Source organism: Vibrio sp. 99K-1 (genome assembly GCF_013114585.1).
Taxonomy (GTDB): domain Bacteria; phylum Pseudomonadota; class Gammaproteobacteria; order Enterobacterales; family Vibrionaceae; genus Vibrio; species Vibrio chagasii_B.
The window spans coordinates 244,745-259,017 of the sequence record NZ_VTXF01000001.1 but is presented as its reverse complement, the minus strand read 5'-3'; the positions used below and the strand labels follow the sequence as shown (position 1 = coordinate 259,017).

Annotated in this window: 12 protein-coding genes; 3 read left to right on the top strand and 9 right to left on the bottom strand. The window is 43.5% G+C overall.

The window, feature by feature from the left end:
* Positions 1 to 23 precede the first annotated feature (23 nt).
* From F0228_RS01130 to F0228_RS01090, 9 genes are all read right to left on the bottom strand, one after another.
* On the bottom strand, positions 24 to 362 hold the full coding sequence (locus F0228_RS01130) for a DUF952 domain-containing protein (RefSeq protein WP_171761709.1): 339 nt from the start codon (positions 360 to 362) through the stop codon (positions 24 to 26).
* Positions 363 to 428: 66 nt separating this feature from the next.
* Positions 429 to 752: a hypothetical protein gene (locus F0228_RS01125; RefSeq protein ID WP_171761708.1), complete on the bottom strand. Its 324-nt coding sequence runs from the start codon at positions 750 to 752 to the stop codon at positions 429 to 431.
* 153 nt (positions 753 to 905) lie between these two features.
* Positions 906 to 1,259: a DUF6404 family protein gene (locus tag F0228_RS01120; protein WP_171731642.1), complete on the bottom strand. Its 354-nt coding sequence runs from the start codon at positions 1,257 to 1,259 to the stop codon at positions 906 to 908.
* A 117-nt stretch (positions 1,260 to 1,376) separates the two neighbouring features.
* Positions 1,377 to 1,829, bottom strand: coding sequence for a hypothetical protein (locus F0228_RS01115; RefSeq protein WP_061031132.1), 453 nt, complete (start codon positions 1,827 to 1,829; stop codon positions 1,377 to 1,379).
* Positions 1,830 to 2,237: 408 nt separating this feature from the next.
* Positions 2,238 to 3,560, bottom strand: a complete 1,323-nt coding sequence (locus F0228_RS01110) for a hypothetical protein (protein WP_239938234.1) — start codon at positions 3,558 to 3,560, stop codon at positions 2,238 to 2,240.
* Positions 3,553 to 4,278 carry a hypothetical protein gene (locus F0228_RS01105; protein ID WP_171761707.1) on the bottom strand — a complete coding sequence of 242 codons (726 nt, stop codon included), beginning with the start codon at positions 4,276 to 4,278 and terminating at the stop codon, positions 3,553 to 3,555. Before F0228_RS01105 ends, F0228_RS01110 begins: the two co-directional genes overlap by 8 nt.
* Positions 4,279 to 4,541: 263 nt before the next feature.
* A complete protein-coding gene (locus F0228_RS01100; RefSeq protein WP_017107819.1) occupies positions 4,542 to 5,000 on the bottom strand; it encodes a hypothetical protein in 459 nt (152 codons plus the stop codon).
* A 287-nt stretch (positions 5,001 to 5,287) separates the two neighbouring features.
* Positions 5,288 to 5,962: a hypothetical protein gene (locus F0228_RS01095; protein ID WP_061031340.1), complete on the bottom strand. Its 675-nt coding sequence runs from the start codon at positions 5,960 to 5,962 to the stop codon at positions 5,288 to 5,290.
* A gap of 381 nt (positions 5,963 to 6,343) precedes the next feature.
* Positions 6,344 to 8,926, bottom strand: coding sequence for a nitrate reductase (locus tag F0228_RS01090; RefSeq protein WP_171761801.1), 2,583 nt, complete (start codon positions 8,924 to 8,926; stop codon positions 6,344 to 6,346).
* Positions 8,927 to 9,431: 505 nt separating this feature from the next.
* On the opposite strand from F0228_RS01090, the gene nirB reads away from it, so the two are divergent.
* From nirB to F0228_RS01075, 3 genes are all read left to right on the top strand, one after another.
* Positions 9,432 to 12,011, top strand: a complete 2,580-nt coding sequence (nirB, locus tag F0228_RS01085; protein WP_171761706.1) for a nitrite reductase large subunit NirB — start codon at positions 9,432 to 9,434, stop codon at positions 12,009 to 12,011.
* Between the two features lie 126 nt (positions 12,012 to 12,137).
* Positions 12,138 to 12,482: a nitrite reductase small subunit NirD gene (gene nirD, locus F0228_RS01080; RefSeq protein WP_061031137.1), complete on the top strand. Its 345-nt coding sequence runs from the start codon at positions 12,138 to 12,140 to the stop codon at positions 12,480 to 12,482.
* A 198-nt stretch (positions 12,483 to 12,680) separates the two neighbouring features.
* Positions 12,681 to 14,147 carry a NarK family nitrate/nitrite MFS transporter gene (locus F0228_RS01075; protein WP_171761705.1) on the top strand — a complete coding sequence of 489 codons (1,467 nt, stop codon included), beginning with the start codon at positions 12,681 to 12,683 and terminating at the stop codon, positions 14,145 to 14,147.
* The last annotated feature ends 126 nt before the right edge of the window (positions 14,148 to 14,273 follow it).

Below are 14,273 nucleotides of genomic sequence, written 5' to 3'. Positions count from 1 at the left end.
GAGCCGATAGGAATACTCGATTGTTACAGGTTTACTTTTAGCGCACCTGATGAATCCGCGACTAACTTTATTGTTCTAATCACGGCTTGCTTAGAAAGTGGACTGTATAAATGTGGGTAGAGTGCCCCATCATCTTCAGTCCCTACTGGCGGCTCATCTCTTAAGTCTCTAGCAATCGCGTTTTTGTCGATTTCTAGAAGATATGCTTGCGCCACTCCCACAAAGAAACAATCTACAATTTTTTGCAGTTGCTCTTCATAAGCAAGGTGGATAAAGCCTTCGTCCTTCAAGGATGCGGGTTCATAGGTTTCTGTGCTTTGGTATTCTTTGTAATCACTTTCGGTCAGTAAGTGGTATAGCATTTTTATTTATCCTACTTTCTAAGACTTTGAGTCTACTTAAGCCGTTTAGCGACCACCAAAGTATCTTCAAAGATCGAACTCAGAGTTATAGATTTTGAAAACATTGACTAAAGGTTCCTCCCAGCCGAGGGACTCGCTAAGCTGATCAACAATTGGTTTCACTTGGCTCTTTGCCACGTTGATTTCAACTTTTAATAGCGGGTAATTTTCGACTTTTCCTTTGCTCCCAAACACAGGCGTAGATCCATCAAGCGCTCGGTGAGACCCGATAACTGACCCGATAGCCCAACAGTGGTCATAGTTTCCAATCCTGTCGACACCGGACTCATGTAAAGTGCTAAGAACTCGCTCTTGTTGTTCAGGCGTACAGAAAATTTCAAGTTTATACATCTAATTTAAACTCCAAAATACCCTGTGTTTTGAATCACTCGGAGACCTCACGAGATGTTTTACAGCTTTCTACCACAGCAAAACTATTCTAAACACAAAGCCTAAAATTTAAGGTGTTGAGCTAGACTCTGAACCTTGTTGATAGGTTTGCGGTCATTCACCTAATGAATCCCAATCTGTTAGGTTTAACTGCTTACGTCTTATGGCGTAGAAGATTGACATAAGCAAGCCAAACAAAGCCCCGCATTGCAATGATTTATAGGCAGCTTCTAGCATAGATATCCCAACCTCATTCCAATCCAAAAACCATTCAAAACCCCACCATATAGGAGCGAAATAGACCAAACAAAACACAAAATTTGAGAAAAAGCCCTGATAGTAAGGTGGCCGTATACGAAACCCGAGTTTACGCAACAATCTATCTATTGGGGGGTTATAGTTCGACTTCCAAACACCTTTGTCACTTAACTCTTTTAGAGCAAGTTGTATTTTCGTTTCATAATCCATGAGCTAACTCCTAAAGCTCTGCCTTTTATGCAAAGAAACCTAAAGACAACTGAGTTGCAGACAAATGTAAACCCAAGCGCACGCCCCACGTTACCCGCCTGATTACATGGTTTATTATTAATCTCTTACGTCGCCCATATGCTTAACAATGCGCGCATACAGTAAGATATTTAAACTCATCGATATCGCAACATCAACGCCTGTGGTAGCAATATCGCCATCATCAGATATCACTGAAAAGTAATAGAAAAATAACAGGATATAGAGAGGCAACATAAAAATGAGAAACCTCAAACCCACAACAAAGCTGATACCAAAATAGCGACCTAAGAAGTCTCGCCCATTTTCTGCACCATTCGCTCTATAAGCAAAATAGGTCCCTAGAAGAACGATGACGCTGAAACTGATTGATTCGATAACCTCCCAGGTATTTGAAAAGCCATTGGCGTAGCCATACATCGCGAGCGTACCCAACGCGATATATATAAATACATACCGAAAACGATCTTTCTCCGACAACTTATCGGCTTTGATGTCCGCCTTTAAGCCTTTGATGTTCCAAAAATACATACCTAGCCCTTTTACTGATAACGGTTCCGAGACCGAACATTGACGCTGTTTATAATTGAAATAGTTCGCCTACTAATAGCAACAGCTATTAAATTGACAATTAAGTCATTTAATAACAATACCTTAGTAAGAAAGTCGCATCATACATGACGAAAAACAGAAGTATTCCTAATAACTCCAATTAAATGTAGAAATCGTATGAATATGTGTATTACTTATCATTTTATCCATATCCATCCTTGTCCAGACGGGATAGTTGATTTTAGGTTTGTGTGTGACGCGATGATGGATAAACGACGTGAGGTTCGATAGATAAAAGTTAGCGTTGCCGTGGCGAATGGAAAAACGCCGACAGAGTTGTCGGCGTTTGGATTTCAGCGTGTTGTGTTAAATTAACGAGTGCACATCTTACTCAATACTTGCGGTATATTTTCCCGTTTCTTCGTTTTTAGTAACTAGCACATTAAACAAGTGGTATTCAGGCTTATCACCTGTCGCTCCACCTAATGTCACACTTTTTGTGCCAAGTGCTCCATTGGTCGTCGAATCAATCTGTACGGTTGCTAACCGGCCAGTAGCACGAGAAAAGTTCGCGACAGACACTGAATAAAGCCCTGTTTTAAGACTAGCTGGATCACACGAACTAAAATAATGCTCAGGACCGTACTCCCTAGTATTGTCTACATCTAAATACCCTGATGAACCTTGCTTGTTGCTGTAATAAACATGCTCCCCACTAGGCTCTGTCACATGAAGATCCGCATCTCCTTTGCCGTCCCACGTTAATTGTGCTGTAAAGAAACCTTGAGACGCTTCTGCGGGAGGAGCGGTCAGTGTATTCAATGCATCATTGATCTGCGTTCTCAATCTGTTCGATATATCTAGCTTTTGGTTGATATATATTTCAATAAAACCATGACCGAGAATATCCTTACTACCATTAACACCACTCGGCCTGAACAAGTAGCCTGGAATATTGTCTGTAATGTTCGGTACACTGCCCACAAGTCTTAACCCATTTATCACCAAATCCAGATCAGCCAATGTATGCTCACCATTAAGAGACGGTGATGCCGGAGCTACGTGAACAACTTTAACGGAGTCTTCATTTACCTTTGTTGTTGTATATTCGTAGGCCGCATTCGCAAAAAGGTTACCCTGAGAATGGGCTACAAAAAGTAGCTTAAAGCCTTTAAGGACCCAGTTATCGATCTTGGCCTGATGTTCTGAATAGTTAGCGGTAGTAGGTGGATTTCCCATCAATGATGTAAGGCTTTGAATAGTATCAGCCCGAAATCTATCACCAATAGCTTCATATAGAGCAGCAGTCGAAGAGGCAGTTTCAATAATACTCGACCACCAAGGGCCATCGCCTCTCATAATTTCAAAAAAGAGCTCATAACGCCCTTCCAATATGCGGCCTTGCTCCAAAAGACGTTGTTCGAAGGTTTCAACAAAGTCTTCAAAACCATCGGTGTAGTTGTAAAAAACCTCATACTGGATGGAGTCTCCTGTAACCGACTTTTCTCCATGGATTCTTTTTAGCTCTTCTTTTGCTCTGTTTGCTCCACTTGGCGTAGTGTTAACACCATTAAAAAAAGCGACGACCACATCTGTGTTTCTACAAATATCTCCTTCAGTGGTTACCTGTGCAGACGCTGTAAAAGTCAATACCGATGAGAGGAATAGGCCAATACTAAAAGATGAGATGTATCGAATAATTTTATTCACAGGTATCTCCTTTTGGAATCGACCAGGAAGTACCATTCAAGGCTCTGGCAAAGGCGAGATACGCTAATAGTCTTTCTTTTGTGTTCGTTGTTATGGACTCAAGCTCTTGGGATACTTGCGCCGGTTGCTTACTATTATTACTTCCATCAAAGCGGCTATAAATACAATGATCAGCTTCTGAAAGTTTTCTATTGGCACTTTTGACCGCGTTGATATCTGTTAGATCAATGATCAAAGTTTGCTGTAGTGCTTTAACATACTGCTCAACTGCCTGTTTCTGGTCCAGTTCGAGGTAGTTATTATCGATATATCTTTCAATATCATCCCTAATGCCATTATCGTCATTATCCACACCAACAAGTGTCGGCTCTCTTTCCAAATTAGGGAGGGTTTCTGGCAACTCCAGTTCTTCTTCTGATCCTGACGCAGCAGGAGGCAACGTATTGCTCGGCTCCTCTTCTGATACTGGCACAACAGGAGGCAACGTATTGATCAGTTCTTCTTCTGATACTGGCGCAACAGGAGGCAACGTATTGATCGGTTCTTCTTCTGATACTGGCGCAGCAGGAGGCAACTTATCGTTCGGCACCTCCTCTATTTTTCTTAAATCATGACATCCCATAAACATGGAAACTAATGGGACAATTAAAAACCTTATTTTCATATAAATCTGCTTTATTAACTGAACTGCTAATTCTGACGCACGTTCCTTACTCATTGGGTACAACAAGCAAGCAATGCCATGTATAACGAATCATTTTTATTGTTTGAACTTATGTTTATAACTAGCTTTTCGCACATCAAACATGCCTCCCACTTCACCTAGCACGGATATTGAGATCTAGGTTTCCATGTGGAGTTATAGTTGGTAAGTGGCGCTGAAATAGCGGCTAAGCTAGTCGCTGACAAGTTGTCAAAGAACGCCGATATGGTTGTCGGCGTTTGGTTGTTTACCTAGCTAAATTACTACTATTTATAAAACTAGTATTTTCTACGATTAATAGTGAAGGTAACTTTTGCGTCTCCGGTTACAACATTGAAATAATCAAGTTTTCCAGTACAAATCGCACGATCTCGGTAACTTCTGCTCTCATTCTCTGCGATTACTTTTTGAGGCAACATAGTGCCTGTTCGCGGATCGATTAAAGCAACAAAACGGAAATGACAGCGCGGTGCGTCATAGACTGAACTATCACTATACTGATATTCAAAATCAACCAAGCGAACTACATTGGGATAATTGCTAGAGACATTAAAACGGTCACTTGATTTAGCGATAATGGTGTCTTGAGGGTTTGGTGAGTATCGAGATGTTTGATAATCTTTACTGGTTAATTCTACATCATAGATTCTAGATTCATTCTTAACCTCAACGGCAATATTAGCGAATGCAGAAGAACTTAAAAGTAAGGCTGAAGCAACAATTGCTCTTTTGAACATGGATTTGTCCTTTATATTATTGTTTTAATAATGACTTTTTAATTATTAATAAGTCGTAGATAAATACCCATCTTTTACGTCACACAGGGGGAATCTTCGTCAGAATTCATTTCTAACTTAATTAAGTGTTTATAGAGAATAGGCAGCTAAGAAATGACGGAAAACTTAGGTTCTCTGATACAAGAACCTAAATATATCCGTCTAACCAAATTTAAATTTGATATTATTTTTTGTTAGATGATAGCTCTAAGAAATTTAGTTAATACAGGAAGTTAACCCCACTCTTGTTATGCCTCATTTCCTAGTGGCATTTCAGCAGCATCAACATTCGTAATGTAAACTCTAAAGTAGACAATAGAGCCGAATATCAATAAAACAGGGGATAAAATTGATGTTAGTATCCCTGTCGCTACTTGTAACGTCGGGTAAACCTCTCCAATATAACCAATCACGAAATTAAGGATAAAATTAAGGCACCCCAACAACAGAGATATTTTAATCAACTTCATAGTGATACCTTTGGTATCTCGCCAACTTTTTTCCAACGCAAACAGTGGAGATTTATTATTTAGTACAGCTTCGAACTCTACGAAACTGTATCGCGCAGCTAGATACAATCCCGGAATAATCAGTGCAATCGTTCCAACTAAAACAATTAAAGAATAAATAATATAAACGATCATTAATCTGGACCAAACTCTCCAAGATACGGAGCGTTCAATATCAAACCCATTAGTAGACGAAGCCATAAAATTGATAAAAATAGCGATTAGATAAGTGTAAATAGAAGAATATACACATAGATATACCGCGTAGACCCAGAGGTTTTCTGATACAGAAAATGAATGTTCAAGCCATACGCCTAAACATGACATCGTGATGATGAAACCGCCGAAAATTTTAAATATGCTTTTAAAATTTGAGCAAGTGAAATGTAAGCATTCAGATAGAAGAGTTCTCATAAACTGGTCTTTATTTAATGTAATTTGAACAGGATTCATCACCCAATAAACATTGGGTACTTCCGAGGCACTTCGTAAAGCAATCTCACCATCGATTAAATTGACAAATAAGTCATTTAATAACAGTACCTTACGAAAACTCTGGCATCATACACCAGGAATAAATAGAAATATTGTATATATTTGCACGCAAATAAAGAAACAGCATGAATATGTGTGTCGCTTGTCATTTTTTATATGACTCTGCAGCCTAACCGAGGTATTCGTTCAAATTATTCATTTAGCACGATGATTGGTAAATATGATCAAGAATGTTCGTCAGAAAATAAAAATGCCGACATTATTGTCGGCGTTTTACTCTGGACCTATTTCGATAAGTATCTACTTCGCCAATGTACTCAAAAACTCGGCTTCAAACTCTTCATCAGCCTCTCGGATTAAACATCCCACCAGCCAATCGATGCTTTGATGGTCGAGCTTACTGTTCACGACGAATGCTTGCTTTACACCAAACTGATCCAACTTGGCAGAGCCGTAGTTCTTGAATGATTTATTGCCGTGGTAATGGAGTGATTTAATCGCCTCTGTATTCGGTTCTGGTAAGGCATCAAGGGTGTTGGCAAGCTGAATCACCAACTCCATTGGATTCTTCGATGAAGAAATACGATACAGAAAACCACCCTCCACTCTTTGGCGAACCCAGTAATCAAACCCACTACAATCCATCACCTTCTCACTGACTAAGGCAGCTTCACTGCGATAGCCACACGGCTCTACCACAACAGGTGTGTGTTTAAATTCTGGTTGGCCTGAAGCTGCATCGGTATGAGGCAATATCAGGTCACACGGCTTGCTGTCTTTGGCGGTCGGCGCATTCCAGTGAATAGGCATAAACACCTGTTCACGGCGCATCTCTTTGGTCACCACTAAGCGAGCCTGGCATTCACCTTGTGCGCTGCGCACTTTCACTACCGGATTAATAGTGGCGTGGTTGAAAGCATCTAAGCCAAACTCTTCTAAACCAAGCTCTGCAACCGTATCTGGGTGCATGGCGACAAAGGGTTCTGGTGTGTGTTCACCTAAACCTGCGGCTAAGCCAGTTCGGCTCATGGTGTGCCATTGGTCTCGGATTCGACCTGTGTTCATAATCAGTGGGAATTCAACACTGGTATCGGCAATCGGCTTGTCGTGCTCAACCGCGATAAACTGCGCCTTGCCGGATTCAGTAAAGAACTCGCCATCGGTGAACATGCGCTGTTCAATGATCTTTGGTTGATATTCAAGTACTGGCCATTGCTGCGGAGTCAGTTCACTATAGCCTTTCTCATCTAACTGAGTAAGCCCGATTAAGCATAAATCGCGAGCTTTACCTGTCTCATTACCTAGTGCTGTCATCTCGCAATACTCTTTGAAGATCTCGCCTTCGTGGCGGTAATCAAACTGCTCTTTGAATCCCATTTTTTGCGCGACTTCTTTTAATATCCACCAATCAGGTTTCGCTTCTCCTGGGCTTGGTAATACGCGGCGTTGGCGTGAGATTCGACGCTCAGAGTTGGTTACGGTGCCCGACTTTTCACTCCACCCTTGCGCGGGTAGCACTACATCGGCCAAGCGAGTGGTTTCCGTATCGGCAATACAGTCCGACACCACCACAAACGGGCATTTCTCCAAAGCAGTTTTGATTTTTTCGCTATCTGGCAGGCTTACAACAGGGTTCGTCGCCATGATCCACACCGCTTTTATCTTGCCTTCATTCATGGCATCAAACAGGTCGATGGCTTTCAAGCCTGCGTGAGTGGCTAAGCTGTCGGTTTGCCAAAACTTGCTAACGGTTTGGTGTGATTGTGGATCACCAAATTCAAAGTGCGCGGCTAAGGTATTGGCTAGGCCGCCCACTTCACGCCCACCCATCGCATTCGGTTGGCCTGTTACCGAGAATGGTCCCATGCCCGGTTTACCAATTTTGCCAGTCGCTAAATGACAGTTGATAATGGCGTTTACCTTGTCACAACCTTGTGTGGATTGGTTCACGCCTTGGGAATAGATGGTGAGCACCTTCTCATTAGATGCAAACAACTGATAGAACTGTTCGAGTTGTTGCTCGCTAAGCCCAGTCAGTTCAGGAACGCTTTTGTTGCCCCAACCTGATTCGGTATAGCGATAATCTGTGGCTGTTCGAATCGCTTCCGTAAAACCTTGGGTATGATTTTCAATGTAATCAGAGTCAAGCTGGTCGTTATCATCTAAGTAAGCCAACAAACCATTGAATAGAGCGACATCGGAACCAGATTCCAATGCCATGTGTATATCGGCAATCTCACAGCTGTCGGTGTAGCGCGGGTCAATGACGATCACTTTCATGTCTGGGTTAGCTTGCTTGGCTGCTCTTAAGCGTTGAAACAGTACAGGGTGACACCAAGCGAGGTTTGATCCAGTGATGACGACCACTTCGGCTTGCTCTAAATCTTCATAACAAACAGGAACAGTATCAGTACCGAACGCGCGTTTATGCCCAACCACGCTAGATGCCATACAAAGGCGAGAGTTACTGTCGATGTTAGCGCTACCAATAAAACCCTTCATCAGCTTGTTAGCCACATAGTAATCTTCAGTCAGTAGTTGGCCTGACACATAAAAGGCGACAGAGTCTGGGCCATGCTGTTCTATCGCTTGTTTGAACTTGTCTGCCACCAGCTGAGATGCGCTACTCCAAGGTAGAAGTTGTTGTCCGCTTTCGACTCTTTGCATCGGCTGAGTTAAACGGCCAATTGGTGTTACGGTGTCTCCCAGTGCAGCGCCCTTTGTACACAACTTGCCATAATTCGATGGGTGGTCTTTATCGCCACGCACTTCCAGTTTCCCCGAAGCAGTTGGCCTTACTTCAATACCACAACCTACGCCACAGTAAGCACACGTTGATTTGATCCAATCCTTGTTTGAACTCATCACTCTTCCCTCGTGCAATGTTCTTTTTATTGTTTCCACCGTTCTAACAGAGCGCCTCTTACTAACCACTCTTCGCGGTGAAAATTTCTCTTTTTTAATAAAGCAATTTACGCACCACTATTCACCCCTTTCCCAACCAAGAAAAATAACCATAAATTACAACAACTTAAAATCAAATCACTTACAGAAAATAATGTTAATTAAATGCTATCGATAAAATATTTAGATTTTTGCACCATGTTGATCAATTTTGCACCACAAAGGCTCATTTTCATAAATGTTCTCTTTCTTAAACCTACCACTTTAGGGGTAATTGAGTCGCTCACCATTTAATTAAGCCACTGATTTAAAATGTTATTTTTATTTTCCTCGATATCCATTTTTATCTGGCACCCTACTTGCTCTCCTATTTACCAACCACTCAAAATTTACAGTTTTCAGTTCATTGGAAGAACAGCACATTATCCACCAGAGTGTGGGCAGTTTTAGAAACGCTAGGAAGCCAGCAAAAAAGGAATTTACTATGAGCAAACAAAAGATTGTCGTCGTTGGTAATGGCATGGTTGGCCACAAATTTATCGACAACATCATTCAAGCTGATTCAGACCAATATGAAGTTATTACCTTCAGTGAGGAATCGCGCCTTGCCTACGACCGTGTTCAACTTACGGCCTACTTCAACGGTAAGACAGCCGACGATTTGGCTTTAACGAGTGAAGCTTATTACCAAGAAAATGGCGTTAAATACCTAATCAATGCCAAAGTCACTGAGCTCGATACCGAAAACAAAGCAGTAGTGACTGACACTGGTCACCGTGAAAGCTATGACAAACTGATTCTCGCAACAGGTTCATTCCCGTTCGTTCCTCCTATTCCGGGGAACGACCAAGAACACTGTCATGTGTACCGTACGATAGAGGATCTCGATGCGATTGAGTCATCTGGTAAACAGAGCAAATCGGGCGTGGTGATTGGTGGTGGCTTACTGGGTTTAGAAGCGGCAAACGCGGTTAAGAACCTTGGATTAGAAACCCATGTCGTAGAATTTGCGCCTCGATTAATGGCAGTTCAACTCGATGACGGCGGCGGTGCCCTGCTGAGACGTAAAATTGAAGATTTGGGCGTACAGGTTCACACCGAGAAAGCGACCTCTGAAATTGTGGCGGGTGAAAATGCTCGCTACCGCATGAACTTTGCCGATGGCACACACTTAGAAACCGACATGATCGTGTTCTCTGCAGGTATCCGCCCTCAAGATGCTCTGGCTCGTAGCTCGGACATCGCAATAGGTGAACGCGGCGGTATCGTGATTGATGATTACTGCCAAACCAACATTGATGATGTGTACGCGATTGGTGAATGTGCGCTGTGGGATAACAAGATCTTTGGCTTAGTGGCTCCGGGCTACTCAATGGCGAAAATCGCAGCAAGCCATATCCTTTCCAATGGCGAAGATAAGAGCAGTTTTACGGGTGCCGATATGAGCACCAAGCTTAAGTTGCTAGGCGTCGATGTAGCAAGTATTGGTGAAGTGCATGGTAAAACCGAAGGTGCACAGTCTTACACCTACAACGATGAAATTGAGCAAGTTTATAAACGCTTAATTGTTTCTGCTGATGGCAAGAAGATCGTCGGTGCTGTGTTAGTGGGCGACGCAGACGCGTATGGTTCGCTGCTGCAAATCAAGCAAAACGATATGCCGTTGCCAGAGAACCCATCGGTATTGATTCTACCAAACCTTGCTGACGATTCCGGCAGCGCAATGGGTGTCGAAGCGCTACCAGACAGCGCCGTGATTTGTTCATGTTTCGACGTGACCAAAGGTGACATCAAAGAAGCAGTATCAGCAGGCTGCACCACAATGGCAGCGCTGAAAGAATCGACCAACGCTTCGACGGGTTGTGGTGGCTGTTCTGCCCTTGCTAAACAAGTATTAGATAGTGAATTGAGCAACTTGGGTGTGGAAGTCTCTAACGACATCTGTGAGCACTTTGCTTACTCTCGTCAAGAACTGACCGACATTATTCGCGTCAATAAAATCAAAACCTTCGATGAGCTGCTTGAGTCTCATGGTCAAGGCTTAGGCTGTACCGTTTGTAAGCCTGCGGTGGGTTCTATTCTCGCCTCTTACTGGAACGACTACATCCTGAAAGACGAACACATCGAGCTGCAAGATACCAACGACATCTACCTTGGCAACATGCAAAAAGACGGTACCTATTCTGTTGTTCCACGTATTGCCGGCGGTGAAATCACACCAGACAAATTGATTGTGCTAGGTGAAGTAGCAAAAGAATACGACCTCTACACCAAAATCACAGGCGGGCAACGTGTCGACCTATTTGGTGCACAACTCAATGAACTGCCAGCCATCTGGAAAAAGCTGATTGATGCAGGCTTTGAAACTGGCCACGCCTACGGTAAATCGGTTCGTACGGTGAAATCTTGTGTCGGTAGCACTTGGTGTCGCTACGGTGTTAACGACAGTGTTGGCCTCGCGATTAAACTAGAGAACCGCTACAAGGGCCTACGCTCACCACACAAGATCAAATTCGCGGTATCTGGCTGTACTCGTGAGTGTGCCGAAGCGCAATCAAAAGACATTGGTGTTATTGCCACAGATAAAGGTTGGAACCTGTACGTCTGTGGTAATGGCGGCATGCGCCCACGTCACGCCGACCTATTCGCAACCGACCTAGACGAGCAAACTCTCATTCAATACATCGACCGCGTGTTGATGTTCTACACACGTACTGCAGACCGCCTGCAACGTACTTCTGTTTGGATGGAAAACTTAGAAGGTGGTTTGGAGTATCTCAAAGAAGTGGTGATTGAAGACAAACTCAATGTCGCTGCTGAGCTAGAAGCCGACATCGCGCTCAACATCGAAAACTACCAGTGTGAGTGGAAAACCACTATCGAGAATCCAGTGAAGATGAAGCGCTTCCAGCACTACATCAACAGTGAAGAGATGGACTCTAGCCTCTCGTTCATCAAAGAGCGCGAACAACGCTTCCCAAAACCTTCGGTAAATACGGACCAAGAAGCGGAACGCAACCAAGCGTTAAACAGCACTGAACAGATTGAAATTACGGAAGTCTAGTAGCCAGTTTGGTCGTTAGCAGCCCCTTCGATCTCGGCAACACGCTGCTAGCGACCTTCTTTACGATCTTCTTTTTTACGAAATTGAACAAAATCAAAGACTCAACAATTTGACAAGGAGACTGTCATGGAAAACTGGACCACTGTTTGCTCCCAAGAGGAACTGTCACCCAATGCGGGTGTGTGCGCCAAAGTAGCTGATCATCAAGTCGCCATTTTTTACTGCAAACGCAGCGACAAGCTTTATGGCCTATCGAATTTCGACCCTGTGGGCAAAGCCAACGTTATGTCTCGCGGCATTATCGGCTCGTTAAGTGGAGAACCCTATGTGGCCTCCCCACTCTACAAGCAGCATTACCACTTAGAGACAGGCGCTTGTTTGGAAGAACCTGAACATGCCCTAACTCGCTTTGAAGTGCGCAGGCAAGGCAACCAGATTCAAGTACTGGCACCCGAAGCGTTGGCAAGTTAGTCATCTGACGACCAGTTAGCAACTAACAATAAATGTTCAACTAACAAGAAGTTATCGCCTAACTAAAAGGTTGTACTTTCAAATTCACCCATTAACATGCCTTAGCCGCCTATAATTAACAGTCTGGGCAAGCTACGGAGTTGGCATGTGGACGGCTAGATAAATCTAGACTCTTTCCATATTTAAAGGATTTAAAACATGGATAACTCAAAATTTTCGCTGTTTTCGTTTACAGGTAAGATGAAGGTCTTACATCTCAGCTGGATGGCCTTTTTCATTACCTTTGTGGTGTGGTTTAACTTCGCACCACTACTGCAGATGGTAAAAACCAGCCTAGGGCTAACCACTGAAGAGATCAAAACCCTTCTCATCTTAAACGTTGCCTTAACCATTCCAGCGCGTGTCGCGATTGGTATGCTTACCGACCGGTACGGTCCAAGACTTGTCTACTCTTCGCTACTCGCGATCTGTTCGATCCCGTGTTTCATGTTCGCACTGGCTGACTCTTTCATTCAAGCTGCCATTGCTCGTTTCCTACTTGGCTTTATTGGTGCTGGCTTCGTAGTTGGTATTCGCTTGGTATCTGAATGGTTCCCACATAACGAACTTGGTACAGCAGAAGGTATCTACGGCGGTTGGGGTAACTTTGGTTCAGCAGCGGCAGCATTCACTCTTCCTACTCTAGCATTAGTATTTGGTGGCGAAGATGGCTGGCGTTATGCGGTTGGTATCACCGGTGTAATGAGCTTACTGTTCTCTGTTGTGTTCTACAAAAACGTATCCGACACACCAAAAGGTTCTACCTACTTCAAACCAGCTCAAGTAACTGCAATGGAAGTGACGTCTAAGGGTGACTTTTTCTTTCTACTCTTCATGAAGATCCCTATGTACGCGGCACTGGCTCTACTTGCTTGGAAACTGTCTCCATCAGGTATCGGTATGCTTTCAGACGCAGCGGTGTACGGTGTGTATGCGGTACTTGCTGCACTGTATGTGTATGAAGTAACGCAAGTTTGGAAAGTGAATAAGAACGTATTTAAAGAAGAAGTGCCAGAGATTCACCAGTACAAATTTAAGCAAGTTGCGGTACTGAACGTTCTGTACTTCGCAACCTTTGGTTCTGAGCTAGCGGTAGTTTCTATGCTGCCTCTGTTCTTCTCTGAAACCTTCGAACTAACGCCTGTTCTGGCTGGTATGGTGGCTTCGGCTTATGCCTTCATGAACTTGATGTCTCGCCCAGGTGGCGGTTGGATTTCAGACAAATTTGGTCGTAAACCAACCCTACTTATTCTAACGGCAGGTTTGGCTGTAGGTTACTTCGCTATGGGCCAAGTCGAAAGCACATGGCCAGTATGGCTAGCGGTTGTTGCAGCAATGGCATGTTCGTTCTTCGTACAAGCAGGTGAAGGTGCAGTATTTGCGACAGTACCTCTTATCAAACGCCGTATGACAGGCCAGATTGCAGGTATGACAGGTGCTTACGGTAACGTGGGTGCGGTGGTTTACCTAACGGTCCTTTCATTCGTAAGTTACCAGACTTTCTTCCTTGTGATTGCTGCAACGGCGGTTCTTGGCTTTGTTACTCTGATGTTCATGGAAGAGCCCAACGGTCAGATCGCTGAAGTAAACGACGATGGTAGCGTAACCTTAATCAAGGTCAGTTAACCACTCATTGAATCGGGAGGAGTAACCGGGCTGCGACACTTGGTTACTTCGTTCAAAGGCTCTCGCTTTACTGAGAGCTTTTGTTCTTTCTCAGATGTGCTCTCAAGCAAATGAGAAAACGGCCAG

Excerpts from the sequence above, each read along its gene's own strand:
- nirD (WP_061031137.1), top strand. The coding sequence starts at position 12,138 with ATGGAAAACTGGACCACTGTTTGCTCCCAAGAGGAACTGTCACCCAAT.
- F0228_RS01095 (WP_061031340.1), bottom strand. The coding sequence starts at position 5,962 with ATGAGAACTCTTCTATCTGAATGCTTACATTTCACTTGCTCAAATTTT.
- F0228_RS01125 (WP_171761708.1), bottom strand. The coding sequence starts at position 752 with ATGTATAAACTTGAAATTTTCTGTACGCCTGAACAACAAGAGCGAGTT.
- F0228_RS01130 (WP_171761709.1), bottom strand. The coding sequence starts at position 362 with ATGCTATACCACTTACTGACCGAAAGTGATTACAAAGAATACCAAAGC.
- F0228_RS01105 (WP_171761707.1), bottom strand. The coding sequence starts at position 4,278 with ATGAGTAAGGAACGTGCGTCAGAATTAGCAGTTCAGTTAATAAAGCAG.
- F0228_RS01100 (WP_017107819.1), bottom strand. The coding sequence starts at position 5,000 with ATGTTCAAAAGAGCAATTGTTGCTTCAGCCTTACTTTTAAGTTCTTCT.
- F0228_RS01075 (WP_171761705.1), top strand. The coding sequence starts at position 12,681 with ATGGATAACTCAAAATTTTCGCTGTTTTCGTTTACAGGTAAGATGAAG.
- nirB (WP_171761706.1), top strand. The coding sequence starts at position 9,432 with ATGAGCAAACAAAAGATTGTCGTCGTTGGTAATGGCATGGTTGGCCAC.
- F0228_RS01120 (WP_171731642.1), bottom strand. The coding sequence starts at position 1,259 with ATGGATTATGAAACGAAAATACAACTTGCTCTAAAAGAGTTAAGTGAC.
- F0228_RS01115 (WP_061031132.1), bottom strand. The coding sequence starts at position 1,829 with ATGTATTTTTGGAACATCAAAGGCTTAAAGGCGGACATCAAAGCCGAT.